We start from the raw sequence: 24089 nt of genomic DNA on the forward strand, positions 1-24089 counted from the left end.
GTTCTGCTTAGGGGGCTGCTCTTTGTTATAAAACAATATGCAGTGAAAGTGCTAAAGTTTTAGGGGTGCATTCGCACCCAGAAATTTCCATGCATACCCACTCTCTGGCAAGCTATGTAAATCGTCTAGATTCCAATGACTTGGCTGGGGTTGCTGAGTTAATGCTTTCTTCTGCGCATAAGCTTAAGGCGCAGGGCGCTGATTTCCTAATCTGCCCAGATAATACTATCCACCAAGCATTTGAGTATATTGATGAACAATCGCCATTACCTTCGCTGCATATAGTTGAGGTTGTAGTAGAAAGGGCAAAATCTAGAGGTTTTCAGAAGCTTGGGATTTTAGGTGCTAAATGGCTGGTAGAAAGTGAAGTTTATCAAAGGAAAATAGAAAGCTTGGGTCTTGGCTGGAGGCGCCCGACAGAGAAAGAGACAAGTGAAATGAGCCGTATAATCATGCGGGAATTGATTTGTGGTGTTTTAATGTCAGAATCAGCCGCTTACTTTCAGGGGGTAATTAATAATTTAAAAGATAGCGGTTGCGATGCTGTAATACTTGGTTGTACTGAAATACCACTAATTATTAGCGATCTAAATTTACCTCTGCCTACCCTGAATTCTAATTATTTGCTGGCAGCGGCGGCGATTCGGAAGGCGACAGAGCATGTAGTTTGCCAATAGAGTGAGGGTGGGCGCTGTGCCAGGCGCCTCTGAGTGATTTTGTGGTGTGTAGGGTGGGGGAACACCCTAAAAACCCCGCAGAGATATTGCAGGGGGTGTTCTTGGTCCCTGATTAATTTGCAGGAATTTTTTTGGCGGCTGTAATATTTAAGAATAGAGCTTTATGTGAAGAATATTGCTCAAGCTAAAAGGGCAGAATGTTTCACGGTCTGCCCTGAATCTATTTTCTATCTCAGAAGGCACCGCCGCTAGTAAGTTAATAGTAGCTGCCGGTTATCTTAGTGCCTGTTTCAAAACACCTAAGTAGCTATTGGTTGACTCGATATCATCATAGTAGCCACGAGACTTCAGTAATTGATGTAATGCCCTTAAGTTATAGGTGGGAACCGCCATAAAAGCATGGTGTTCACAGTGGTAGCTTAGGCCATCGGTGGGGCTGACAAACAGTAAGCCTAGTATGCCTCTTGGGAGTGAGCGAGTATTATATTTGGGCGCCAGATCGTAGAGGTCCTTGACCCCAGCATGTTCTGCGATTTGACGCATCCGTATAATAGCCATATATACAGTGAGGTAAGCCGCTACCCATAAAGCATATAAGTGTGGGAAGCCTGAGATCCACAATACGGCAAACATAATAAAGTTGACAAACACTCCTCGAGCTAACTGATTGTTAACTCTTTGCTCTCGGCTTAATAAGTCCCGACCGCTTAAAAGCAGGTATAAGTTTGCTTTCAAGCCTGTAATCCCCAAGAAATCCCTAGCAAATTTTCTGATTAAACTTTTCTTGGTTACAGGATAATCTTTATAGTTTTTTAGGTCTGGATCTTGATCTGTCCCCGCCTTTCGATGATGTTTTAAATGGCACTTAATATAGGTTTCACCATCCATTAGCAGAAAAGGTGAAGATAGCCACTTGCATACAAACTTATTGTAGGATCGGGTTTTAAAGAGTGTTTTATGCCCGGTTTCATGCATGATTGCCGCCAAGGCCTGCTGGCGACCCGCCAGTAAAAATACTGCGGCAAGATAAGTTGACCAGTGTGGTAGCAATGCTGCTCCAATAAAAATACCTGCTATGCCAAGCCAGGCGCTGACCACTATCCACCAGGCTTTGGCATCACTACGCTGTAGGAATGGCTTGAGTTCTTCTTTGCTAATGGGGATGTCCATTGGGGTCACCTTGTTTAATTATTCGTTAACGCCTAACCTTTTTAATTGGTCTAACCAGATATTGCGTCCGGTCCGATCGTATTCATGTAGGATATTTTTTAGTTGCTGATATTTTTTTTGTGGTCTAATTACTTTTGGTAGTAGTGGGTCAACGGCTAAGCGGTGAATAGCTTCACCCCCTAAGCGACAGGTTTCAGATAGTGTTACATTGATCGGCTTCGACGCTAGATTTTTTAGACTGTCTTCAAGTGACTCTATAAGAGCATCATATTCTCTGTCGAGTCGATCAACATCCCATAACTGATGGGTCCACTGGCTGGCGAGAGAGTCTGGCGCTTCCTGTAATATAAAGCAGTGGGCACCGTCTTCAAGTCCAAGATTTATTAAGGTTGCGGTTATTTCTGTATAGTTGAGTCGTAAGTTATTAGGCCGTACCCATAGATTGTCCAGGCCAGCGGCAAAACCATGCCACTCAAGTGCTATTAATGATCTTTTGCGGCTGGCGCGAGCTGTTCCTCTTGGGAGATGGCAGGCGAGCCAGCTATGGTTCCAATTATCATAATGAAAAGTATCTTTTTGCCAGCGATTAATAAAGGCACGCTTTGTTAAAGCCTTCTCAGTTAATCGATATACGCCTCTGCCATCATGGGTGACTAAATCAGTGCCGGTCAATCTGTTTAAGGTTACCCGTAGATTATTCATGGAAATATCGAACGCATCAGATATAAAGCTGAGTTGGCTGGTTGAAAGCTCGTGCTGTTGATTGACGCCCATTAGATCCAGGAGGACATTTTTGGGTGTGGGTTCATAGGTAAATTGATACATGATGAATGTTGTGACAACGCCCTGAGCTGTATTTTTTTGGATATTACAGAATTAAACACAGTGTGCAACATTCTGTAAGCTTTAAGGAGGAGGAGGGCGACAAAATAGAAAAAATGGCGCTTATTGTTGCTCTGAGTTTCAATTTCAATTGTTCGTTATTGCTGGGGAGGGGTTTTTAACGCAACCGATGGGTTTGTAATAAGTGGGGGCTAGCTGTTATTTTTATAAGTGAATGGCTTGCTTGTGCGAGGCGGGTGGCGCAGATGGCAACATTTAGCTCGCAACTTTTTTCTTTCGGTATTGTAAGTGCAGTGTTTGTCCCAATTTTTTGTTTTCGCCACTTCAGCATTTCTCGATGAAAATGTTTATTTTTGTTGGCGTTTGGTCTCTAGCGGTATCCTGGAAACGAGGCCCTTGCTTACAAAGCTGGAATCAAAATAGAGAGACCAAGAGGGCTATCTTTCGTCGAGATCCTGTTCTTTGCGCACCTTATCTTCACCTTTTATCTGAACAGCTCTCTTGACAATGGGGGGTAAAGAGGTTGTGGGTATGGGGGTCTATTTCTGCTTGGCTGCTACTCATATTTAACATGAGGCCGGGACGATCGTCTCAACTTCTGGTTTTGTTGTTTAAGTTAATAAGTTCGTTATCACTGATATTTAAGCTGTGAGTGAAGATATCTTGGTGTCAGGGTGGGATTTTAGGAGGCTAGATTGTGAACATTTGAGGGGGCAATCGGTTGATTGATATTGGTTCGGTTGCCTGAATTTCTGATGTTTTTTTCATCTGCCTCTTTAGTTGTTAGCCTTGGCGGTTTACACTTTCGCATTGATGAGTGCACAGGGCTATGTCCGAACTAGTTGGGGGTATACACCTCACGGTATCAGAGGGTGAAAGGAGTAGGGCTAAAATTAAAAGCTGGCATTTTGCTAAGCCAGAATTTGATTTTTCAGACAATCGGATTAAAAACAGCAGGAAATAGGATGACTAGCAACTTAGAGGGCTATTACAGCAAAGACATCTTCTAGCTATTTACAGCTAGAGGATTAAATGATGTCCGTGAAAAACAAATGGAAAGATCGCGATCTAAATGGTCGGATTCGGCGCAAGTATACAGGACCTTATTCTACATGTTGCTTTAACCATACTCCAAGGTGGTGGGTTCAGCTCTATATGACTAAACCCCGGAGGCGATTGAGTAAGCAGTTATGCAAGTCTATATTTAGGGGTGAAGACCCTGAAAATTTAGTTTTTCCATTAGGAAATAATAGACCTCATGAGTATTACTGGTGAGGTATATCCAGCAAGAGATAAGGCTCAAAATGAGCCTTATCTCTTGACAATTTACCCCCCCCTCTTGTCAGTCACTTCTTATACCGTGTAGTTCTCTTAGCGGTGAGCAAGGAAGGGGCGTCTGTTTGTGCTTGGCTCTTGCTCCCAGGTTCTGACTGATACACCTGTTCCGCTTACAGGTTTTCAACTGACTTGGGACGCAGGTAACAATATGCTTATTTTTACCGGTGAGCTTGACAAGCTTTATTACTCTAAGAGGCGGGTGCTCTATATATTCCGATTTTTAATTAGCGATTAAATTATTTCCCTCAAGCCTTGAAAATTCTTCTGTTAGCCACAATAGATTAGTAAATTTATCTGAGAAACAAGAATTTTAACGCTTGGTGAGCTTTGTGGTTTAAATCAATGGGCCTGGGGAGGTGGCTTGATGTACAAAGAACAATTTAAATCTGCAATCCGAAATATGACTAAGGTACGCCTAACTTTCTACTCTAAAGAAGATGGCAAGAATTTGGTTCGGCTCTGTGCACCGATGGATTACGGACCAAGCCGATCAGCACACAATAAAGATGAAAGGTACCATCTATGGGATTATGAAAGTGATAAGGAGAATCACGTTCTTTCACTGTTGCCTGGCCAGGTGAAGGATATGGAGTTTTTGGATGAAGCATTTAATCCTAATGAATTTGTCACTTGGACAGCGAATTGGTTTGTCGACAGAGATTGGGGGCCAGATTACAGCTAAAGCTTAACAAGCATAGGTAGGGCCGCAGCTGTGCTGCGGCTAATAATCTTTCCGCACCTATAAACTTTGTATTTACCCAAAAAACAAGAATCCTGGTTCAGTATAAATGGTACTACCAGATAGAGGCTCGGGTAGAATCCTTCACTATCAGGTCGTGTTATCCTTGAAGCATTTGCTCTTAACAGCCGCTATGGACCAGCTTTATTCTCTTTTAGTTCGGGTTTAGATCTCTTTGTTGGTGCAATTTTTGTTTGTTTTCAATTCATCAAATGGTGGTTTTAACAGGGGGATAAAGGAATCGTTATACTCCCTGCTGCTTCTTCCTGTCGGTATGGCTCTAGCTCATACATGTACGAGCTCTCTTCGTAGTTATCATTTTCAGTGGTCTCGGACTGACTTAAAAATTCATTAAACTTAATAGCAGTTTGTAGAGCCTGTATACAAATAACAAGACTTTTTTCTTTGAAATTCCTTAAAAGGATGCCGGTATTTTCACCAGTTTGGTACTTTAGGATCAACCTGTTTGTTTGAGGTGAATACTCAAGCTGGGGATGGCTATCGATTTCAGTGGAGTAGGCTGCTGAACAACTAATAGCGGAAAGCCAAGCAGCCACAGATTGACATGTCGGATCTAAAATGAACCCCATAAGGCGTGGACCGCTGAGGTTAAGTATATCTGGGGCCTTATGGGTGCACCTTGTAGTAGTTATTGACCTCTCTGTACGCAAGCCTATCAAGTTATTGCTGGCGTTATCTCTGGTACAATTTTGGCTAAAGGGCGCTTACGATGGCCTACGAATCATGGGGTGCGAGAGGAACCTTGTTTCACTAAAGCTAGGGGATCACAGTTATATCACTAGTTACTACAGCTATACCGGTGGTCTACAGTGGTTGACTACCATAGTAAAATGACGTATTTACAATACATGGTGATCTCGGTGTTGTGTATACCATACACTTGCCTTTAAACTGGGTATTATAATAACCGATGCAACAACTTATAATCATCAGCGCACTATTGTTGTGCGCTTTCACCTATCGAAATCCAATACTCACCAGTGAGGAAAATACAACCTTGCTGCAAGTCTGCCAAACCATTGCCGCTCGTTACCCGGTCAACATTGATAGCCAAGAAGAAGTTAGCTTGAAAACTTTTAGAGGCTATTTTTCTCACGGCGGGCAGATGGATCAATGGCAGGAGGGGCAGGCGCAGATCTCAGGGAAAAAGGAGCAGCATTTAGAAACTGTGCAAGAGATTCGCAGGCTACTGTTTTCCGAAAGTTTTCCCCAGGGATCATTAATCATAGATATTAGGTTACTGTCAGGACCATCAAATTATCAATATGCGCACCTGAGTTTTGGGGAGCGTATAGGTCCTGATATTATTGGCCCGAGATTTAAATTTACTTATCAGTGGCCAAATGTGAGTGAACCTTTAAGTCTGACTAGCCAAACTCTGGATGGGGTGGTGCGTACCAGAACCTTTCCCGGTGACTGGTCTATATCCCGTTTTTATGATCAACTAGAAGTTGTGTCTATCAAACAAAATCTACAGCAGGCTAACTTTAAGCTGGATCAAAATAGTATTCTTACCTATGAGATAGCGGGGCTATCGGCTTGGGGGGAGGTGCGTCAGAGTTTTTCTTGCCCTGAAGAACTTGCAGAAATTTCTCTGTGAGTTTTATCTGAGGCGGGTGTTGGTTCCCAGTGCTTTATTTGAGCCTTCTATTTGATTGGTGGTTTTGGCGTTTTATACTTTTGTGTGTTAATTCTCAAGGATTGCTGTCAGTGTTAACGCAGGAGGAACTCCGTAATGAAATGGGCATTTGTCGACTATGAAAATATTGGCGGCATGGAGAAAATAGATCTATCCAAATATGAGAAAACTATTGTGTTTCTCGGTGCGAAGCAGCCGAGGTTAGATTTTGGTGCTTCAAAGTATGATAGCCCCATTGATCTTGTTGTAATTCAAATCAAAGCTACCCAGTCAAATAATCTTGATTTTCATCTGGCTTACTACCTCGGTAAGTTTGATCGTGAAGCAGGAAAAAAGGTTATTTTTGAAGTTATTACGAATGACAATGGATTTGCACCATTGATTTCACATCTGAAGGCAAATGGCAGAACTTGTACGCAGGTTAAAAGTGTAGTAGCTGAAGAGCCCATTCAAAAATTGTTAACTTCACTTATGAAGTCACCCAAGGAGAAGAGACCAAAAACAGTTACTTCATTAAAAAATCATATTGCAGCGCATTTGAAATTGCAGGGCAATGAGGTAGCTGTTCAAGGCCAAGTAAATAAATTGGTTCAAGAGAGAAAATTGATCCTCAATGGGGAGTCTGTGGAGTATCAGTGTTAACAAGGGATTGTATGTGGCAGCCTATATTTAGCTGGCTCTGTATTGGCTACCATTCTTCACTAAGGGGATAGTTGATCGCTCACCTTGCTGGAATCGACACGCTGTATCTTATATGTAAATTATGGGGCTAAGAAACTAGCGCCAGTTGGCAAGGAACTGCCGCCATAATAGCTTTGGCAAGCCTGATGGGAAATAGATCAATCGGGGGCTAATGTTATAAGAGCCCTGTTTTACAATGATCCGCCCGAAGCGTGAATGAGGGCCTGATTATTGCGTCTCAGGCAGGCTTGCCCTCTATTTGTTGAAGGTAGTGACACCTTGCCCTCTACTTATCAAAATCACTCCCTGGGTGTTGGCCTGGCTCTCGTCGGCGGAGTGTTGATGGGGTGTGTCGGCATTGCCGGTAAGCTGGGTGCTGGCGCAGGCCTCAGCCCCTTTCTGTTGTTAGCTGCACAGGTCGTACTACTTGCTCCATTGTCGGGGGTGCTTCTCCTGATACGACAAGGGTTGGCGGGTATAAAGCCGGTGAATCCACAAATCCTTATCCTTCGCTCAATATCAGGTTTTATCTATTTTTCGGCCTTCTACTGGGCGCTAAAAGGAATACCAATTGCGGATGCATTGGTACTGGAAAGTACGAATCCATTCTTCGCTATGTTGATGGCCAAGGTATTTCTCGGCCACCGGGTTAGTACTGCAACTATCTTTCTGGCGGTGGTGGCGTTTCTTGGTGTATGCCTTATTTTACTCCAGCACAGTGCCCAGGGTATGTTCAGCCCTTACTCACTTCTTGCGTTGCTGGCGGGAGTAGCGCGTGCCGCAGGTAGTATCACAACCGGTGTCGCAGGCCGGACCGAGCCGCCTGAGCGCATCATGTTCTATTTTGCTGTTGGGATGCTGGTCTTTAGCCTGTCTATTGTGTCCTGGGAGGGTGTGAAGCTGGAGGCGTCGTCACTATGGATTCTGGCGATTCCCGCGCTGCTGTTCGTTCCGCAGAATCTTGCTTACACAATTGCTAACCGTATCGCCCCCGCTTACCTCGTAGGCGCGCTCTTTTACAGTGCGATCCTCGTCGGTGTGTTAGCCGATCGATTTATATTCGGCACTGAATTTGGCATTCATGGAGTGATTGGCATGGGAATTACAGTTGCCGCTGGGCTCGGGCTGGCCTGGTTGCGGGCGAAAGAGCTCGAATAATCAAAGGCCCCCTGAATAACTTCGCGCATCCCAGGAGTCGAAGGAAATCCAGCACCCGTCCAGGCTGTAGCCTCAGATCCGAGGTAACCACAATCCCATCGTAGCGGCAAAAATACCAATGCCCATAAATACGGTCAGCGGTGCCAGCACACTGATAAAAGCAATCTGGGTACCCTGTGTGGTTTTACGCTTTTGACAGTGAAAATACCATTCCAGCATGGCCAGTGGGAGCAGGTATTGGCCGAAGCCCAGCGCATACAGGAAAGGCCCGCTAAAGGATTTCCAGTCGATTCCCCAGCCGCCGGTGAGCATTGCCCAGCCCATCAAGGCTACACGAAAAAACCACACTGCACTGGCAGCCATAAAAAGACGCAAAGCCCAGCGGCGGTGCTCAGCAATGCGCCGAGCCATCGCGGTCTGCACTACCAGAAAGGCAAACCCCAGAATCAGTATACCGTCCATGGTGATGCTGATTTGCGATACCAGATTACCAAAGGTGTGCCGCGTCCAGGTCATGTACATCCCAGCAACACTTGTGATAACGGCCGCGAGCAGATAGCTGCGCCCCAGCCAGCGATGGAAGCTGGGGGCATACCGCCGCACCGAGGGGATCAGTTGCAGGGGCCCGCCGCCAATCACAATCACGGCCAATAGCACATGGCTCACCGAAGCCAGGTTGCCCAGTGTATCGCCCTCGCGGAAGCCCGTCGGTAGGTGCAGCTCCTTCAAACCATACAGGCCGGACTCGGCGATGGGTGGGTAGAATACGGCCAGAATATAGGCAAGGAAAATTGCATGGCCGATGGCCGCGATGTAGAACCAGATTTTTACTGATAGGCTAACGGCCCGCCGGGTGTTTAATGGCCGCAGCAGAGTTTGGCTGAGTACAGCGTTGTTCATGGGTTTCTCCAGGTGACAATAGTGCGTGTTCGGGCTGAATGTGCTTGCCGAGCATGTTCGGTTTTTTCATGCATGCGCACATCGGCCACAGGCGGGAATCTGACCTCCCCCAAAAGGTGGAGATGCCCTCGCTTCCGTCTCCCTCGAAAGTCTCATGACAGCTAAGTGCGCCTGGTTTAGCATGCGCCAATGAAATCATCGTCCCTAAATACGCCTGCATCGAACCCGCCTAACGCCAGCCTGGGGTTACCTAAGCTTCCGGTGTGGCAGCCATTCCGTGGACCGTTCGAGCGTTGGCCCCACCTGACTGACCTGCTCATCGTCCTGCTTATGTTCTTGCTGACGCTGCTGATGTGGTCGCATGGCGGCGCGCGCGAAGTGCTGGCCATGCAGAGCCTGTGGGATGTGATGGCTTTTCAGCTCGCATTCGTCGGCTGTTTCGTACTGTTGTGGCGCCGCACACACCCCTGGCAGGTACAGGGCGTTATTCTCGGCGCAACAATATTGCTGGAGCTGGGTTTACCGGCGGATGGCATCGTGGCCATGGCGGTTTCGCTATATAGCCTTGGCCGCTACGAGGCCAATACTCGGGCCAGCTTTATCGGGGTTATCGCAACGCTGGTTTTTGTGGGGTTTGACCAGGGGATTCCGGTTCAGCCAACCGCTGCCGGCACAATAGCGGTGATGCTGGTATGGGCGCTGTGGTATATCGGCCGCCGGCTGCGTTTTCGCGGTGAATATCTGCGCTTGTTGGAAGAGAGGGCCGAATATTTGGAGCGCGAACGCAATGCCGAATCCGAGCGCGCAGTAGCGGCCGAGCGCACTAGAATCGCCCGCGAGATGCATGATGTGGTGGCGCACCAGGTGAGCCTTATGACCGTGCAGGCCGGTGCCGCCAGGGCTATCAGCCGCAATAACCCGCAAGCCGCCAGTGAGGCCATGGCTTCTGTGGAAGCGGCTGGCCGCCAAGCCATGACAGAAATGCGTCATTTGCTCGGCGTACTGCGTCCGACCAGTGACGACACCGGACTCACCCCGCAGCCGGATCTCAATGACCTGCCAGCTCTGATCGAAAAGGTCCGGCAGGTATTAAGTGAGGTCGACTACGAAACCCACGGCGCGCTGGATGGACTGCCGGCCAGTGTTGCGCTCGCCGCCTATCGCATCGTTCAGGAATCCCTCACTAACGTCATTAAGCATGTCGGTGCCGCAGCGCGGGTACAAGTGGGCCTGTGCGTAGGCCATGGCATTCTCAGCATTCGGGTGCGCGATGACGGAAACACCATCGGCGAGCGGCCCATGGTGGTATCAGCTATTGACGAGCAATCCAGTGGTGGGCATGGCATCGCTGGTATGCGCGAGCGCGCGGAATTGCTCGGGGGGCATCTTTATGCCGGCGCGGTCGATGGCGGTGCTTTTGAGGTGCATGCACAATTGCCCACAGGAATGGGGAAAACATAATGTTGCGAGTGATGGTGGTGGATGACCAGGCTTTGGTGCGGCGCGGTTTTGCCCTGATCCTGGATAACGAGCCCGATATTGAGGTGGTCGCCGAAGCCGCTACCGGCATCGAGGCAATTGAAGCCGCAAAAGCACATCAGCCGGATATCATCTTGATGGATATTCGTATGCCGGAGATGGACGGGCTGGAAGCCACGGCGCGTATCCTGGAAGCTGGTGATGCAACTTGCCGCGTTATTATTCTGACCACATTCGATCCCGATGAATACGTGTTTCGCGCGCTGCGGGCGGGGGCCAGTGGTTTTGTGCTCAAGGATATTCTCCCCGAGGCGCTGGTACAGGCGGTGCGCACCGTAGCTGAGGGCGGCGCCATGCTTGCACCGGGCATCACTCAACGCCTGATCAGCCAGTTTGCACAGAAGATGGGAACTGGGCGCAACCTGGCGGAACGGCTGGAACGCCTGACTACCCGGGAGCGCGAAGTACTGGGGGCCATTGCCGCTGGCAAGAGTAATGCCGAGATTGCCGAGGCTCTATTTATTGGCCCCGCCACGGTAAAAACCCACGTTTCCAGTTTGCTCTCCAAACTGGGGCTGCGCGACCGTGCACAGGCAGTGGTGTTCGCTTACGAATGTGGCCTAGCCACCGTAGGGGAGTGCGATGTTGGCTTCTAGATCGAGGGGCGATTTCCAGCGCAATGCACTGTATCGACTCGCCGCCTTTGGCGCAGTTATTCTGGGCCTGTTCTTTACCCTCGGAGCCCAGGGTCACTTTTTTGCCATCTGGCCAGTGGTAACTAGCGGCGAAATGGGTTTATCCCGTCGCCTGCTGTTGATGTTGCCCGGCGTAATGCTCGCCGGCACAGTAGTGCTTAACCTCTTGCTCTGCAAACCGCTCTGGCAAGAACGTGGCTACGCACTCAACGTTGCGCTCGCGGGTAATTTGCTCGTGATGAGCTACTTGCTCTATCTGATGATACGCGGCGTTCCCAATCACCCTATCGGCGTTTTTCTCGCATTGGAGATGTCTTTTGTAATACTGCTCGCAGGAATAAGGACCGGACTGGTCTGGCCTGCGGTTGTAGAAGTGCCGGTTGAGCGGGGTAGGCAGTAATACGTGCGCTCTTTTGGGAGAAGCTATTTTTACGGCTTCCATCGGTTTCTTTGCGCTCAACATGATTTCTTCCTGAAGATACTCAAGCGTGGGGGATACTCCTTTGTTGGGGAGCGGCCGTAGTGGAGCGGAAGTAAAGTTCCATTTAGAGAGGGAAAGGATGCTTGGTGGATAATTACCAAAGATGCGAGATTGGAACCAGGGTTGATTATTGCAAAAGATATGTTTCCCGATGCAGAAGGCAATACCCACTACTCGATTGAAGCGGAAATCGATATGCCTGTTTCCGAGTATTTTGAAAAGCTTGCCGCCTTAAAAAAATATATGAGAGTTAAGTGATGTCTTATAACTACAAAGATTTGAACTACATACGAGAAGCCCTTGCTTGCTACGAAGAGAAATTGTGTGATGTTGATATTAACGAATGTGATGATGAAGAAGCTGAAGAGCTTCAAGAAGATATTCTGTACATGGGACGTTTGAGGGCGCTGACCGAAAGAATGATTGACGAGTGGGAGTATAAGGGCCCCACTTTAACCTCAGTCTGAAGGTCAGGACATAAAGTAAAAAGGTTAAAGTAGTTAAGGCCTCCCTTATGTAGGGAGGTCGTATTGAGCTAATTATTTAGACAAATATAGGTACAGGTTGCATCTGCCTTCAACTGCCTAACCTAGGTTTTTGTTTTATGAAGAGATTTATACTCCTGGCATGCAAACTTCTATTGATAACCGCTGTATTTATACTGCTGCTGTTAGTGTCATTTCTAACTACTACGCTATTGGTGCAAGGAGATCAACACCCAGAAAGCTGGGTGATAAATGTCTATGATATTTCTGCTATGGCGATAGTGATTGCCCTTTATATTGCCGTAATGGTATATACGTTCAGAAGATTTTTTAAGACAGAAAAGCGCCTCAGGGAGTAGAAATATAGTGATGTGATTAGCTTTCGCTGTGTGTCCAAAAAATTTACGCTTGGGCTTAAGGTAGATTGACCTTTATCTATGGATGTCCATTTTCTACCTTTAGTTCTTCCATCCCCATACTCTTCAATCAGGATTCAGATACTTCAGCTTTGACATTTCTCAAAGCCCTGGCTTCTTTCATATAGCTAAAAAAATCTCGGTATTTGACGCTATTTATTATAATCAGGCTTGCCACGGAACAAGCTGCAGAAATTAAGCATAAAGTAACACCCGCAGAAAAAATCAAGCTCATCAAAGATAAGCCCAGATATAAAACTGAAAGAGCCTTAAGTCCCAAGACGCCAAGTCTAATTCCGCGAGTAACCAGAATATTAAACAAAATAAAAATCAGGATGCTGAGGGCAGAAATAGGAATCGCCAACTTGGGATTAATGTCGGTTAGATAGATTACTGCAATAGAGATAGATAGGCCATGCGCTACCATTAGAGCGAGGGTAACCAGCAAAAAGCGTGACATATTAGGAGGGAAAACAAGCGGCGGCCTTTTTTTGTCATCCCCATTAATCTGAGAGTTCATCAATTACTAACCTCTTCGTAAACACCTACGGCTAGCGCACTTACAGAACCAGATGTTGCGCTTCCGGTAAAGCTAATGCTAGCAGCAATAGCCTCTTTTAACTTTAGTGTCAAGGCCTGATTAATGCTCTCGTGAGGAAAGCGCTTAGGGTAGCGCCCAGATCGAATTAATGCCTTCATCGCCTTCCCAGAAACATTTTGGTGGTTCAGGCGTATAACTTCTTCAGTCAATCGCTTACGTTCTTGACGAGTAAGCCCTTTCAATATTTCGAGTGTAGATTTAGATGAGGCCTTCTTAAGCGTTTGCACTGTCTTCAATATTACAACTGAAGAAGCCGCCACACCAGTTAAGGAAATGACATCAACTGCATGTGAGGCATTGTTATACCATTCCTGACTATCAAGCCAATCCTTAGTTTGAGAATCAGATATCTCTAAAGCAGTTCTTCCTAATCCATTCGCACACTGAAGTGTACTTGCGGTAGCGGCCGCGTAACCCAAGTAGGTCACGGCAGCGCTAGTGCCTCCAGAGATAGGGATTGCCGCTGTAGCGCCTACAACAACGATCCAAGATAGTATTGCGGCGCCGCAACTTAGCCCTGTCCCAACTAATTCTCCGACCAGTTGAGACTCTCGTTTATTATTCTTTAGCGAAGCAGTGAAAGTATCTACGGCATTTTTTTCTGGAGGCTCCCTCAAGACAATATGAATTGGATTTTGCCTGCACAAGGGCTGAAACTCCCTTAGTGTTACTAAAGTAAAATCAGAGTCTATATATGAAACACCTGCCCCATTCAGCTCATAGGTATCATCGATAGACTTGAAGAGTTTAGGTAAATCAATCTCGTGGGATAGCCGCTGCTTGAGAAGCGACTCTTTGTAGGTAGAGCTGGGTAGTGATACCGCAAAATTATTGCTGTTCATGGAATTCCTTTTCCTTCACATTCCCTATGTGCTTTCAGAGCATACGAGTCACGCTGCTCATTCATTAGACTACATCACTAGTTCAGTTACTAATAGACTTTAGTGGTGTTCTGGGAAGGCCAGAGTGTGAACTTGAGCACATACATGAAAATCATGAAATCTGCCCCAGTGTAGTGGTCAAGTATTTTTGGCTACTTTCTTTTGAGTATCTCGAAATTTTTCTTCTACCACATTTGGCGGCAAGCCTTTGCTGTGCTTTTGCCGCTTAATTTGAGGTTTGTAGATTATTAGAAAGATAATAGATGCTATCTTCTATCCGTTACGAAGATATGACGGTTTCTCGGTTAGTCCAAGAACTCCAGTTGGTTGCTGATCGTATGAGTCAATAAGAGATGACGCGAAGGTAATAGGATGATTAATTATAAATTGCCCGAGGAGAAAGAATTTCTTTTACATTATGCAGATTTATTCAATGATGAAAAAAGTCTTGATATTATCAATTCGGGATCTTTGGCTAATAAAGAAGAGGCCATTCACTTCGCTGAGTTTTTCTGGAGAACTGTCAGTGAGTCTAGCAGGCAAGATGAAAAGCAAGGTGAGAGTAGTGAGTATATCCTTGAGAAAATCATCATTACGCTAATGGCCTATTTTCGTTCAGCCGGTTATGAAGATGAATGGGAAGAGGTAACTGATAAAAATTAGTGTAAACAGGTTGTAGCAACGCTAGCCATTGAGGATGAGGTTGTAAGCTTATGGGGTGGTAAGCGGTATGGCTCAAAGCCGCTGACTTCTTAGGTCGTTGGGCTGGCGTGCTTTGAAATTATAGCGAAGCGTGGCATATAGATGCTGCTTTTGCATTCACTGTTAACTGTATGGAGTCAGCATGAGGTATTTTGCTTACGGGTCAAATATGTCTCTTCCAAGACTCAAAAAAAGGGTTCCTAGCGCTGTGCGAATAGGAATGTTTACTCTTGCTGAACATTCTCTTCGTTTTCACAAGGTGAGCAAAGACGGTTCTGGCAAGTGTGATGCACTGTTTACCCAAGATTCCAAAGATTGTGTGATTGGTGCACTGTTCGAAATATCAGATAAAGAAAAAGGTGCTCTAGATAAGGTAGAGGGTTTAGGTTACGGCTATAAGGAAAAGAGGGTTCGGGTAACTGATGTCAAAGGAAATTCCCTCGAAGCAGTAACCTATTATGCAGCGAATACGGATCCGTCTTTGCAACCTTATTCTTGGTATCTATATCACGTAATATATGGAGCGAAAGAAACGGGGATTCCTACGGACTATCTAAATAGATTGGAAACAATCAAGGGTAAGGAAGACCCTGATAGAGAGCGGGATGCAAGAGAACGTGCAATATACAGTTGAAAAACTCAGGCGCAATAATGGCTATTGCGTTGCAACTTTTCTTTTGCTGCAAGCTTGTGCGTACTGGAGGATGTAAGGCACAGTGTTGGAGATAGCTGATCTCTGGCGGCTTTATAAAAAGTGCAGGTACAAGCCCTGCACTATACTAAATTCGCTCTACCCCAACTCCACCAACCTCCGCATCAACGGAAAATACAGCGCACAGCGAATATTCCTCTCCCCCCGCGCATAAAAAAGCTTGCGGTAATTCTCCAGCTGATTCCGATACTGCTCCAGCTGAGCGGCAATAAACTCCTCCTGGCTCTCTCCAGCACTGGGTTCTGCGGTTTTATAATCGACAATCCAGCGGGTGCCTTCGTTGTCGATAAACGTGCGGTCCACAATGGAGCGCCTCAACTGTCGGCCACCGCTGTGCAGTTCCAGTTCGCAGGCGGATTCCCTTAGTGATCCATCCAATAGCCAGCGGCCGGTGGGGCAGTTGAGGCTGTTGCGTACGGCGATCTCCACTTTCTCGGCGGCGCGCTCCAGGCTGGTGGCGGATAGCCCTAATTGTTTCAGGCGCAGTTGCCACAGGGGGCGTTGGGCTTCCAGTTTGCTGGGGGTCCAGTCGTGGAGGTTGCTCTCGGCAATGGTGGCGAGGGTTTCGTGGGCGACGGTGCCGGCGTGTTTTAACCAGCGCAGGGCTACCTGGCCCAGTTCGGGGATATTATCTTCTTCCTCAGTTTTGGCTTGGTAGTCTGGCATGCGGTATTGGGCCAGCCATTCCTGCCGGGGCATGGCTTGGGCTCGCCACTGATTGGGCAGGCGCAGCAGGTAGTCGTGATCTCTGCCGGCGTCGTCCGGGTTGAGCTCGGCTTCTTGGGCTTCCAGCCAGTGGCACCAGTCGCTTTCCTGGTGTTGCACAATACTGGGCCAGATACCGGCGAGTAGGGCGGCACTGCCGGGGGCCTTTAAATTGCCCTTTTTTTCATCCCGGTTGATGCAGGCCAACAGGTGCAACGAGCGGATGGCGCGGGTGCAGCCCACATACAGCAGGCGCGTGCCCTCCAGGCGTTCGCGCTCGCTGTTGTCGTGCTTTAGATATTCAAATACTGGGTCCTGCCCGCCGTGCGCATTTTTGGGGGTGAGCAGGAAGCGGCTCTCGCCTTCGCGGTTGAGCCATTCGCTCCAGCGCAGCACTTGATCGCTGCCGGGTTGATGATGATGGGATGGGATGATGATGGGGGATGATGATGGGACACCTATAGATTGCATAGATTGATGCATAGATTGATGAGCCAGTTGCAGGCAAGGAGTTACACGCCACAGGATGGCTAGATGGAGAAATTCGGGTAAATTGTCGGCATGGTGGGCGGTGATATGGCGCTGATCGCTCTTTTAGGCTGTAGGCAAAAAGGTGTGGGGCAGGCGGGAATGCCAAGGCTACGCTGGCAGCCAATAATCGAAAATTTTCTTATTCAGGTCAGCTGGGAGCAGGGCTAAAAAATTGCTGGCAGTCCCGCAGCCCGTGTACCCAGCGCTTGTCGAGGCGGGTGCAGGCTTGTCGCACCGCCTCTGCAGATCCCACCAGGCTTTTAAAGCGGCTTTCAAAGTTCCGGTTGAGATACAGCCAGTGCTTTTCCGAGATACCCAATCGCTCAAGGATGGGTGGTGTGTTCTGAGGGATGGAGCCTCGTTTCTTAGGGTCTAAATGCCGACCGCTCCAGTCTACCAACTCCAAATAGTGATCCAACTGAAACGGCAATCCTTTCGGCATATTGAGGTGCTCGTCGCCTACAAAAGGAAGTAGCCCTTTCGGTTGCTCACCGGAAACGGCAGCGCGAATGCGTTGTTGGATGGAAGTGTAATCAGAATCTTCCGGAGTCTTCGCCATATCGGCGCGGATGGGATTGAGGTCGACATAGGCCATACAAGCGGCCAGGGCGCTTTCGTCCAATAGCGCTTGAGACTTAAAGCGGCCCTCCCAGAAACGACCAGTACAACGATCTTCTGTATTGGCCTGGCGGGCAATCGACTCGTTCAAGCAGCGCATAAACCAGCTGATATCCATCAACCTTTCCCGCCACAGGCTGATCTGTTCATTAAGCTTGTCCTTTTCACTGCGATCCAGAGCTTCGCCCTGAATAAAGCGCTGGGCCAAGCTGGAAGCTTTGAATAGCGCCTGCCACCGGGTAATAACCTCAGTATCAGACCAGGATTTGGCTGTTTTGGCGTCAATATAGAGCACGATATGGTAGTGATTGCTCATCACCGCATAGGCGGCAATATCCAGGGAAAAGATATCGGCTAGTTCCTGCATTCTTGCCTCAATCCACTGTCGCCGGTGCTCGTAATCCTGCCCGGATTGAGCATCTTTTCCACAAAGAAATGCCCTGCGTACACAGCGGCAGACACAGTGATAGTAAGGTGTTGCGTCGAGAGAAATTTGTGAGTGGCGAGGCTGAGTCATCGGGTGGAAATCATCATTCAGTATTTTTATTGTGGGCTTGGTGTTGTGTCAATGGGAGTGACGCTTTAAGCTCTATCTTTACTGGGTGTCCAGAAAAGATCCATCCAGAAAAGATCCAGTGGGTGCAGAAAAGATCCAGTGGGTGCAGAAAAGATCCTGTTGGTACATTTGTTTCAATTTTTAGGCCTTCGCCAGCTCTGAGCTTCAGGGTCAACTTATTTACTTTCTAGTCGTATTCAACCCGTGGGTGGGTACCCCTTGGTGGGCAAGCTTGGCAGATGGGAAGCGGCTGTAGTGGTACAGGATGGATGCTTGTCTTTCTGAGTTGGTGATTCACGATAAGTTGTTGAAGTTAAAACATTTTTATAGTTTCAATGCCTATTTTCTCATCTGGTTTCTGCAGCCCTGCGGCTATTTTATTTAGTGGGTGTCCAGAATCTCCCGCAGCAGCCTAAAGGGTGATGCACTTCAGAGTTGAATGCAGGATACCTTGAAATTCAGTTAAGTGCCCATAATATTCTATTTACTATTATTTCGGACAGTTAACGAAAATAGATCGAAGGAGTGAATATGATTGAAGATATTATTTCAGCAATAAATAATCGCAAAGAAATCTCATTTACCTATAGTGGCTTGAATCGTATTGCTCAGCCGGCAGCGGTTGGCCTTTCAACTAGAGGTAATGAGGTCTTAAGATGTTACCAGACTGAAGGTGGGCACATTACTTCAGGACATGAATGGGATCTGTGCTACTTATCTAAAATATCAAATCTACAACTTACTGGGAATACCTTTGCTTTTAATCCGCCTGGTTATAAGCGTGGTGATAGGGGCATGCAAGATATATTTGCTGAGCTTTAACCTGCTGTAGCTAACAAACACATAGGTAGGGGCAAATACTGGTTAGTTCTTACGCCGTGTCCCGGATTTTATCTAACCAGTATATTTGTTTATTGTGTGTGCGTTAGGCCGATAATCGAAGCTTGGTGTATCTTTCTGCTTAAGAATACTTGGCCTCTTTATAGTAGGCTCGAATGTGCCCTCCGTTCTTGGATAATATATCTTCAACACTTTCCGTTGCTTACTCTTTGCCCGTTCTGATACGCACATAGATCTCTTCGCGATGAACGGGAAGGGATTTCGGGGGGGGTGTCTATCTTTACTTGATTTCCCTTCACTTCCAGCACTGTGGTCGAGACATTCGTTCCAATTTTTAGGTTCTCGCCTGTTCGGCGCTTTAGGAGCAACATGTGTGTTTCCTAGCGATACTCAAGCTGTGGGTGGGCATTCCTTGATGGGGAAGCCTGGTAAGTGATACTTGGTGGAAGAGTGGGGCACGGGGACGGTGGGCGCAGAATAGAAAAAGGCGGGCGCTAGGCTCCCAGAGCCTGGGGAGTTGCTCCAAGCTGCTGATAGTGTTCCACTTTATTGAAGATGAACGGGTTTCTAGCGTACTATGCATATAGCCATCTTAATAGTCTACTTATCAATTTGCTTGGCTGCTTAATTCATATTGTGGTTCTCTTATTGAAAGTATGGACTCTTCAGAAATTTGGGGGTCTTTGCTAGAGGGTAGCGACCGTAGAAATTAGAGGTGGAGTGGTGAGGGGGGGTAGGAAAAGCTATCGCTATATACCTTAAATCTTGATGACTATTGCCTGTAGTTGAAGTTATTTAACTTTTATAGCTTCGATATTAATTTGATCAGATGACTACTTTATCCTGCTCGCTACTTCTTTTGTATATTTCATTTATCTGGATTGTCGTGAAGTCTTCCATAAAAAGTTAAAGAGCTCCCTTGGATTCTAGCGCCATGAGTATAGGGCCGATGATGAAGCAATAAAGTAATGCTATATTTTTTCCGGTCTTGGGGGGTGTGTTTAGAGCGGACTTTGAGAGGGTGGTTAGAGTTACCATTAAAAACAAAAAGAAAAGAGGTATCATTGAGAATAGTAATGTTGAAAGTAAGGCTATAATAATGCCTATAAATCCGCCAAGCAAACTAATAATTATAGCAGCTTGATAGTATTCTAAATTTTGAATTCCGAAAGGTCTAAATGGAGAGGTCATTGTCTGAAATTGATTAAATTGAAAGTTCGTTAGGTAGTCAATACCTAGAATTAACCAAGGCCCAATAAGCATTATTCCTACAATTGAAAACTGTTCTCTAACACTTTTCTTGAAATTGGTGCCAAACTGCATTGTTGACCACAAAGTTAAAAATAACATTGGAAGAGCGTTAAGTAGTGAGGGAGGGTCTGTTGGGCCAATAATAAATAGTAGTGTTGTAAAAATGATGGTAGTGATTCCGCAAATATTACGCAATCCGATTAGTTCCTTTTTGTAATCGGCATAGGCCCTCCACTTAAGGAAGAACAGTCCGGCACCAGATAGGACGTCAAGGCTTTTTCTACCCTCGGGGGTCTGCCTGATGCTAGATTCGCCTGCAACCAGTCCAGAAATAATATGAAAAAATACTAGTATCGAAAGTAGCACTGTGCCTCCTTATACTTAATTGCGTCGCGTTAAAATTAAAAGACCATGCTATTCCGAATGCTGGATTTTAAAGACCTGTGGAAGTTGCCGGCACTAGGCCTCTGTTGTTGTCTGCCATGCGGGTCTAGGGGTTCATTTAAGACCCTGCTTCGAATACTCGCTCCTTCTTCCCTGTAGGCCTGTATGAAAAAATCCAAATGCCGGTCATATCTCATGATGGGCCACTTTTCGAGATATTCAGGTAATGAAGCATGGCTGGCTTGATAGGTTGCAATGCGCCGTTCAGCAATTGTCGCTTCACCGATTTCAAAAGGTACCCACCAGGATTGGCTAGTAGTGTTAGATACAACAGCTATAAGGTGAGTGCTTTCTTTGATCCGCTGGGTAATAACTTGCGTGATATTGTCAGTAGTTTGTGACTCTCCATCAAATCTATCTAGATAAGCATTGATACCTGATGTATTCAATCGGTTGTATATTCTAGTGGCTAAATTGACGTCAGCATGACGGTAGCTAATAAATACTGGCATTTCCACTTTCCTTTATTTAGATGCGGTTGTTTTTTGCTAGGCGATGGTAGTGTGCTCCTAACGCTGTAAGGCGACAGCTTTTACTATTCATGGCTGCCCAGTACATATCCTGCTCGCCAATAGGCTCTACCAGTCCGGCTCGATTACAGTTTTGTAGTTCACGGAATTCGGCTTTAATGGTTTGATCACCTTCTGTGTTGGGGCTTCCATCACCATTTGTATGTTCGTGAGCTGGTGTTAATTCATATTCATCGGCGGGCGTAGTGAAAAAGTATGGTAGTCGTTGAAGAGTTTTAAGCTCCACTTTTGGGGGCATCTCTTTGAGTGTGAGGAATGAGTCTACGTGACTTTTATAAAGCGGCCTTTGATCCCAATTTCCAAGGCTTTGATCAATGTGGCTATATATCGAGGGGGGGGTTATGCGTCCTAGGATATCAGCTGCTCCACCCCGAAGAGCATCCAGCATTAAGTACGTAAACAGGCCATGCCCATTCATTTCTTGAGCGGTCTCATTTTCTCGGCATGCGGTTAAGATGGTAACTCCTTTCCCCAGTCCGGCCACGCTATTGTTAATATTAATTAGGTTACCTACGCCACCAGCAAAGCAGCAATCAAGGAGTACCACGCAATTTTGAATTTTTCCAGAGGTGTTGCTGATCATGCGAGTGAGCTCCGAGACTGGAAGCCCGGGTGCATGCTGGGTTCCGTCAACGGTACACAGGTAGGCTTCTCCGTTGACGACAGTGCCATGTCCTGCAAAATAGAACACTGCGACGGCCGGATTGCCGTGTAATAACTGCTCTAATTTTTCCCTGATTGCACCTGTAGTAACACTTTGGGTGCCGCTCTCTAGGGTTAGTACATCAAAATTGACACTACCATTACCATGGCGCTTAAGCTCACCAGACATTTCTATTGCATCATTCACACATCCATGGAGAGGATGGGATGGATAGTGATCAATGCCGATAACTAAGGCTTTTCTACCGCTCACTTGAAATGCCCCTATACTACTTTACGAATGGCTTTGACTATGCTGTCAGCATTCCAGCCACATTCCACATCAGCAGCTTGTCGAACGACTGAAGAGATTTTATTACTCCCCCAGGGCTTTACTGCGATGATCGGTTTACCAAGCCGTTTGGCTATAGCAATTTCTTTCTTAATCCATTTTGAATAGGTGGAGTAAACCCCAGCCAAAATAACTACTGCGCTGGATACTTTCATTTTGGACTCGATAGCGGATTCCAGCTGTTTGTCTGTATTGGCTCCAATTATGGGGTTTGCCCTGGGAACGCTGTAGTTCTTAAAGTTGTAGTAAGGGCGATTGGCCAGAAGGTTGGTTAATCGCTGGTATAAGTCATCGTAAGCCCATGAATGACTAATAAAGAGATTGTGTGTGTTCAAAATAGTAGTCTCGTTTAGGTTGAAATTAAAGTTATCAGATAGTCCGAACTTATTAGTCATACTACCTAATCAATATGATGAGGTCAACATTGAAAATTGATGCTATGATGTTGGCAAAGATATGATGTATAAGGTGGTGTATGAGCCAGTTAGGGGAATTACCAAAAAACATCCATGACAGGCTGGAATATTTGGAATTCATGCTGCGTTTTCGTGGGTGGGTTTCGCGTTCTGATTTGACCGAGCGCTTTGGTTTGGGGGAGGCTGCTGCTACCCGAGATATCAGGCTTTATCGTGATTTGACGCAGGACAACATGGTGCTAAATCAAAGTACTAAGAAATATGAGATCCAAGAGTCGGTTTTCCAACCTATTTTTGATTTGCAAGTTCAGTCTGCCCTTTCAAAGTTGAGAGGAGGCAAGATCTGTGAAGCATTGGGCATGGGTGATTCGGATGGAGTTCTGTGCCCGCCTCGCTTGGTGCTGCCGGATGTAGATATTCTCTCCACTATCACAAGGGCTATCTCTCAAGGATCTGTCTTAAAGACGACTTACCGCTCAGTAAAAAATGGACAATCTGCTAAGCGGTTAGTACCTCATGCTTTATTTGATAATGGTATTCATTGGTATATGAGGGCTTATGATTTAGATAAAGAAGCTTTCATGGCGTATGCTCTGACCCGGATTTGCACGGTGAAGATTGATCATTCTGAAACTAATTTTCTTGATCAAAAAAATAAGGACTTTCAATGGGGAAGGATGGTTTTGCTGGAGTTGGTGCCTCATCCCAATCCTGCGAATGTCCAACAGCCAAAAACTATTGAGTATGACTTTGATATGGTTGATGGAGTTCTGAAGCTAATGGTAAGGGCCACTGTCGCAGGGTACTGGTTGAGACACTGGAATGTGGACTGTACAGTGGATCATAGCTTGGAAGGCTATCATTACCAGCTTTGGCTGAGAAATCATCAGACACTATATGATGTTGAGAGTCGAGGAATTGCTCCAGGTCTCTCTGGATACGGAAAGGAATAGTGGAGGTATTGGTGGAGTGGATTAGCTTCAATCAAACCGGCGCAAGATTTTCTGAAATCCCGCAGCAGGTAATTGCTGGAGAGTTGTTAACAATGGCCAACAGAGGTGAGCCTGTTGTTGATGTTATACCTAGAAAAGTGGCAATTAAAAACACTATGGTACCAAAAAACACCCTCTTTCCACTCAGAATTTGGTCGGGTATCGAAGTGTTAGATTTGATCTAAACTAATCCAGATTAAGCCAATTTAACTTAGGTTGGTTTGTAAATTGGCTTTTTCTACGACCTTGGCGCACTCACCAATAACTTATTCCGGGATCAGATCAAACACCGAAGGATCGAACAGGTTGATAATCTCGTTTTCTATAGAGTATGTTTCATTGATGAGCTTTGAGGATGTTTAAAACTCTGTGTCAATTAAGCAGCTTCAGTTACTCTCATCTCCGAAACTGCACTTGGTTTTGGTGAGCGTGCGGAACAGCCCGTGTACGGCCTCCACCGCAATAGTCGTATAGATCGGGGGGGGAGGGCGGATTTATTCCGGGTATTTAAACTAGGCCGAGACAGTTGCCCATTTATCGGTAATGACTTAATCACCATCGGATATTTGGTATCCAGCGTATGTTTTGCGATCT

Annotated in this window: 25 protein-coding genes and 2 pseudogenes; 15 read left to right on the forward strand and 12 right to left on the reverse strand. The window is 46.4% G+C overall.

The annotated features are described in order from the left end of the window. Positions 1 to 65: 65 nt before the first annotated feature. A complete protein-coding gene (locus tag ACJJIK_RS02455; RefSeq protein WP_444931340.1) occupies positions 66 to 677 on the forward strand; it encodes an aspartate/glutamate racemase family protein in 612 nt (203 codons plus the stop codon). A gap of 273 nt (positions 678 to 950) precedes the next feature. Here ACJJIK_RS02455 and ACJJIK_RS02460 read toward each other — a convergent pair whose 3' ends face one another. Both ACJJIK_RS02460 and ACJJIK_RS02465 read right to left on the reverse strand, forming a co-directional pair. Further along, positions 951 to 1847 (reverse strand): fatty acid desaturase family protein, encoded by an 897-nt coding sequence (locus tag ACJJIK_RS02460; RefSeq protein WP_444944095.1) that lies wholly within the window; start codon positions 1845 to 1847, stop codon positions 951 to 953. Between the two features lie 18 nt (positions 1848 to 1865). Next, positions 1866 to 2672 (reverse strand): hypothetical protein, encoded by an 807-nt coding sequence (locus ACJJIK_RS02465; RefSeq protein ID WP_444931338.1) that lies wholly within the window; start codon positions 2670 to 2672, stop codon positions 1866 to 1868. 1720 nt (positions 2673 to 4392) lie between these two features. Here ACJJIK_RS02465 and ACJJIK_RS02470 point away from each other — a divergent pair. The 4 genes from ACJJIK_RS02470 to ACJJIK_RS02485 all read left to right on the forward strand — a co-directional run bounded on the left by ACJJIK_RS02470 (position 4393) and on the right by ACJJIK_RS02485 (position 8266). After that, entirely contained in the window at positions 4393 to 4710 is a 318-nt protein-coding gene (locus ACJJIK_RS02470; protein ID WP_444931337.1) for a hypothetical protein, read from the forward strand. Between the two features lie 988 nt (positions 4711 to 5698). Then, on the forward strand, positions 5699 to 6388 hold the full coding sequence (locus ACJJIK_RS02475; RefSeq protein WP_444944096.1) for a type VI secretion IcmF C-terminal domain-containing protein: 690 nt from the start codon (positions 5699 to 5701) through the stop codon (positions 6386 to 6388). A 135-nt stretch (positions 6389 to 6523) separates the two neighbouring features. Beyond that, positions 6524 to 7069: a PIN domain-containing protein gene (locus ACJJIK_RS02480; RefSeq protein ID WP_444944097.1), complete on the forward strand. Its 546-nt coding sequence runs from the start codon at positions 6524 to 6526 to the stop codon at positions 7067 to 7069. 318 nt (positions 7070 to 7387) lie between these two features. Beyond that, entirely contained in the window at positions 7388 to 8266 is an 879-nt protein-coding gene (locus ACJJIK_RS02485; protein ID WP_444944098.1) for a DMT family transporter, read from the forward strand. Between the two features lie 72 nt (positions 8267 to 8338). Here the strand turns inward: ACJJIK_RS02485 and ACJJIK_RS02490 are convergent, their stop codons facing one another. After that, positions 8339 to 9166: a DUF2306 domain-containing protein gene (locus ACJJIK_RS02490; RefSeq protein WP_444944099.1), complete on the reverse strand. Its 828-nt coding sequence runs from the start codon at positions 9164 to 9166 to the stop codon at positions 8339 to 8341. A 189-nt stretch (positions 9167 to 9355) separates the two neighbouring features. Between ACJJIK_RS02490 and ACJJIK_RS02495 the strand changes: the two genes are divergently transcribed. From ACJJIK_RS02495 to ACJJIK_RS02515, 5 genes and pseudogenes are all read left to right on the forward strand, one after another. After that, positions 9356 to 10627 (forward strand): sensor histidine kinase, encoded by a 1272-nt coding sequence (locus tag ACJJIK_RS02495; RefSeq protein WP_444944100.1) that lies wholly within the window; start codon positions 9356 to 9358, stop codon positions 10625 to 10627. Further along, positions 10627 to 11301: a response regulator gene (locus ACJJIK_RS02500; RefSeq protein WP_444944101.1), complete on the forward strand. Its 675-nt coding sequence runs from the start codon at positions 10627 to 10629 to the stop codon at positions 11299 to 11301. Before ACJJIK_RS02495 ends, ACJJIK_RS02500 begins: the two co-directional genes overlap by 1 nt. Beyond that, positions 11288 to 11740 (forward strand): hypothetical protein, encoded by a 453-nt coding sequence (locus ACJJIK_RS02505; RefSeq protein ID WP_444931330.1) that lies wholly within the window; start codon positions 11288 to 11290, stop codon positions 11738 to 11740. Before ACJJIK_RS02500 ends, ACJJIK_RS02505 begins: the two co-directional genes overlap by 14 nt. A 162-nt stretch (positions 11741 to 11902) precedes the next feature. Continuing rightward, positions 11903 to 12079, forward strand: a pseudogene (locus ACJJIK_RS02510) (hypothetical protein); the annotation flags it as partial. After that, positions 12079 to 12288: a hypothetical protein gene (locus ACJJIK_RS02515; RefSeq protein ID WP_444944102.1), complete on the forward strand. Its 210-nt coding sequence runs from the start codon at positions 12079 to 12081 to the stop codon at positions 12286 to 12288. The pseudogene ACJJIK_RS02510 and the gene ACJJIK_RS02515, both read left to right, overlap by 1 nt. A gap of 504 nt (positions 12289 to 12792) precedes the next feature. Here the strand turns inward: ACJJIK_RS02515 and ACJJIK_RS02520 are convergent. Both ACJJIK_RS02520 and ACJJIK_RS02525 read right to left on the reverse strand, forming a co-directional pair. Further along, positions 12793 to 13242, reverse strand: coding sequence for a hypothetical protein (locus tag ACJJIK_RS02520; protein WP_444944103.1), 450 nt, complete (start codon positions 13240 to 13242; stop codon positions 12793 to 12795). After that, positions 13242 to 14165 carry a hypothetical protein gene (locus ACJJIK_RS02525; protein WP_444944104.1) on the reverse strand — a complete coding sequence of 308 codons (924 nt, stop codon included), beginning with the start codon at positions 14163 to 14165 and terminating at the stop codon, positions 13242 to 13244. The genes ACJJIK_RS02520 and ACJJIK_RS02525 overlap by 1 nt, the downstream gene beginning before the upstream one ends. Positions 14166 to 14576: 411 nt before the next feature. Between ACJJIK_RS02525 and ACJJIK_RS02530 the strand changes: the two genes are divergently transcribed. Together ACJJIK_RS02530 and ACJJIK_RS02535 are read left to right on the forward strand one after the other, a co-directional pair. Further along, positions 14577 to 14867 (forward strand): hypothetical protein, encoded by a 291-nt coding sequence (locus ACJJIK_RS02530; RefSeq protein WP_444944105.1) that lies wholly within the window; start codon positions 14577 to 14579, stop codon positions 14865 to 14867. A gap of 181 nt (positions 14868 to 15048) precedes the next feature. Continuing rightward, a complete protein-coding gene (locus ACJJIK_RS02535; protein WP_444944106.1) occupies positions 15049 to 15540 on the forward strand; it encodes a gamma-glutamylcyclotransferase family protein in 492 nt (163 codons plus the stop codon). A gap of 156 nt (positions 15541 to 15696) precedes the next feature. On the opposite strand, the gene ACJJIK_RS02540 is transcribed toward ACJJIK_RS02535, so the two are convergent. Continuing rightward, entirely contained in the window at positions 15697 to 16794 is a 1098-nt protein-coding gene (locus tag ACJJIK_RS02540) for a PD-(D/E)XK nuclease family protein (protein ID WP_444944107.1), read from the reverse strand. 208 nt (positions 16795 to 17002) lie between these two features. Further along, entirely contained in the window at positions 17003 to 17989 is a 987-nt protein-coding gene (locus ACJJIK_RS02545) for a transposase (protein ID WP_444944108.1), read from the reverse strand. Between the two features lie 570 nt (positions 17990 to 18559). Here ACJJIK_RS02545 and ACJJIK_RS02550 point away from each other — a divergent pair. Beyond that, positions 18560 to 18850, forward strand: coding sequence for a hypothetical protein (locus ACJJIK_RS02550; protein WP_444944109.1), 291 nt, complete (start codon positions 18560 to 18562; stop codon positions 18848 to 18850). Positions 18851 to 19070: 220 nt separating this feature from the next. Here ACJJIK_RS02550 and ACJJIK_RS02555 read toward each other — a convergent pair. The 5 genes and pseudogenes from ACJJIK_RS02555 to ACJJIK_RS02575 form a co-directional block, all read right to left on the reverse strand. Beyond that, positions 19071 to 19239: pseudogene (locus tag ACJJIK_RS02555) on the reverse strand (carbon storage regulator). 535 nt (positions 19240 to 19774) lie between these two features. After that, positions 19775 to 20485 carry a hypothetical protein gene (locus ACJJIK_RS02560; protein WP_444944110.1) on the reverse strand — a complete coding sequence of 237 codons (711 nt, stop codon included), beginning with the start codon at positions 20483 to 20485 and terminating at the stop codon, positions 19775 to 19777. Between the two features lie 35 nt (positions 20486 to 20520). Next, a complete protein-coding gene (locus tag ACJJIK_RS02565; protein ID WP_444944111.1) occupies positions 20521 to 21015 on the reverse strand; it encodes a toll/interleukin-1 receptor domain-containing protein in 495 nt (164 codons plus the stop codon). Between the two features lie 16 nt (positions 21016 to 21031). Then, positions 21032 to 22009 (reverse strand): caspase family protein, encoded by a 978-nt coding sequence (locus ACJJIK_RS02570; RefSeq protein ID WP_444944112.1) that lies wholly within the window; start codon positions 22007 to 22009, stop codon positions 21032 to 21034. Between the two features lie 11 nt (positions 22010 to 22020). Then, complete coding sequence (locus tag ACJJIK_RS02575; RefSeq protein WP_444944113.1) at positions 22021 to 22482, reverse strand: TIR domain-containing protein; 462 nt, start codon at positions 22480 to 22482, stop codon at positions 22021 to 22023. An 80-nt stretch (positions 22483 to 22562) separates the two neighbouring features. Between ACJJIK_RS02575 and ACJJIK_RS02580 the strand changes: the two genes are divergently transcribed. Both ACJJIK_RS02580 and ACJJIK_RS02585 read left to right on the forward strand, forming a co-directional pair. Beyond that, complete coding sequence (locus ACJJIK_RS02580; protein WP_444944114.1) at positions 22563 to 23456, forward strand: WYL domain-containing protein; 894 nt, start codon at positions 22563 to 22565, stop codon at positions 23454 to 23456. A gap of 11 nt (positions 23457 to 23467) precedes the next feature. Further along, the gene (locus ACJJIK_RS02585) at positions 23468 to 23680 is read left to right on the forward strand and encodes a hypothetical protein (RefSeq protein WP_444944115.1); all 213 of its coding nucleotides are present in this window, start codon (positions 23468 to 23470) and stop codon (positions 23678 to 23680) included. The last annotated feature ends 409 nt before the right edge of the window (positions 23681 to 24089 follow it).

Source organism: Microbulbifer regidiadema (SeqCode), from assembly GCF_052466995.1.

Bases quoted from the DNA above. Each gene is read 5' to 3' on its own strand.
- ACJJIK_RS02460 (WP_444944095.1), bottom strand. From the start codon at position 1,847: ATGGACATCCCCATTAGCAAAGAAGAACTCAAGCCATTCCTACAGCGT.
- ACJJIK_RS02465 (WP_444931338.1), bottom strand. From the start codon at position 2,672: ATGTATCAATTTACCTATGAACCCACACCCAAAAATGTCCTCCTGGAT.
- ACJJIK_RS02470 (WP_444931337.1), top strand. From the start codon at position 4,393: ATGTACAAAGAACAATTTAAATCTGCAATCCGAAATATGACTAAGGTA.
- ACJJIK_RS02475 (WP_444944096.1), top strand. From the start codon at position 5,699: ATGCAACAACTTATAATCATCAGCGCACTATTGTTGTGCGCTTTCACC.
- ACJJIK_RS02480 (WP_444944097.1), top strand. From the start codon at position 6,524: ATGAAATGGGCATTTGTCGACTATGAAAATATTGGCGGCATGGAGAAA.
- ACJJIK_RS02490 (WP_444944099.1), bottom strand. From the start codon at position 9,166: ATGAACAACGCTGTACTCAGCCAAACTCTGCTGCGGCCATTAAACACC.
- ACJJIK_RS02495 (WP_444944100.1), top strand. From the start codon at position 9,356: ATGAAATCATCGTCCCTAAATACGCCTGCATCGAACCCGCCTAACGCC.
- ACJJIK_RS02500 (WP_444944101.1), top strand. From the start codon at position 10,627: ATGTTGCGAGTGATGGTGGTGGATGACCAGGCTTTGGTGCGGCGCGGT.
- ACJJIK_RS02505 (WP_444931330.1), top strand. From the start codon at position 11,288: ATGTTGGCTTCTAGATCGAGGGGCGATTTCCAGCGCAATGCACTGTAT.
- ACJJIK_RS02515 (WP_444944102.1), top strand. From the start codon at position 12,079: ATGTCTTATAACTACAAAGATTTGAACTACATACGAGAAGCCCTTGCT.
- ACJJIK_RS02520 (WP_444944103.1), bottom strand. From the start codon at position 13,242: ATGAACTCTCAGATTAATGGGGATGACAAAAAAAGGCCGCCGCTTGTT.
- ACJJIK_RS02525 (WP_444944104.1), bottom strand. From the start codon at position 14,165: ATGAACAGCAATAATTTTGCGGTATCACTACCCAGCTCTACCTACAAA.
- ACJJIK_RS02530 (WP_444944105.1), top strand. From the start codon at position 14,577: ATGATTAATTATAAATTGCCCGAGGAGAAAGAATTTCTTTTACATTAT.
- ACJJIK_RS02535 (WP_444944106.1), top strand. From the start codon at position 15,049: ATGAGGTATTTTGCTTACGGGTCAAATATGTCTCTTCCAAGACTCAAA.
- ACJJIK_RS02540 (WP_444944107.1), bottom strand. From the start codon at position 16,794: ATGCAATCTATAGGTGTCCCATCATCATCCCCCATCATCATCCCATCC.
- ACJJIK_RS02545 (WP_444944108.1), bottom strand. From the start codon at position 17,989: ATGACTCAGCCTCGCCACTCACAAATTTCTCTCGACGCAACACCTTAC.
- ACJJIK_RS02550 (WP_444944109.1), top strand. From the start codon at position 18,560: ATGATTGAAGATATTATTTCAGCAATAAATAATCGCAAAGAAATCTCA.
- ACJJIK_RS02565 (WP_444944111.1), bottom strand. From the start codon at position 21,015: ATGCCAGTATTTATTAGCTACCGTCATGCTGACGTCAATTTAGCCACT.
- ACJJIK_RS02575 (WP_444944113.1), bottom strand. From the start codon at position 22,482: ATGACTAATAAGTTCGGACTATCTGATAACTTTAATTTCAACCTAAAC.
- ACJJIK_RS02580 (WP_444944114.1), top strand. From the start codon at position 22,563: ATGAGCCAGTTAGGGGAATTACCAAAAAACATCCATGACAGGCTGGAA.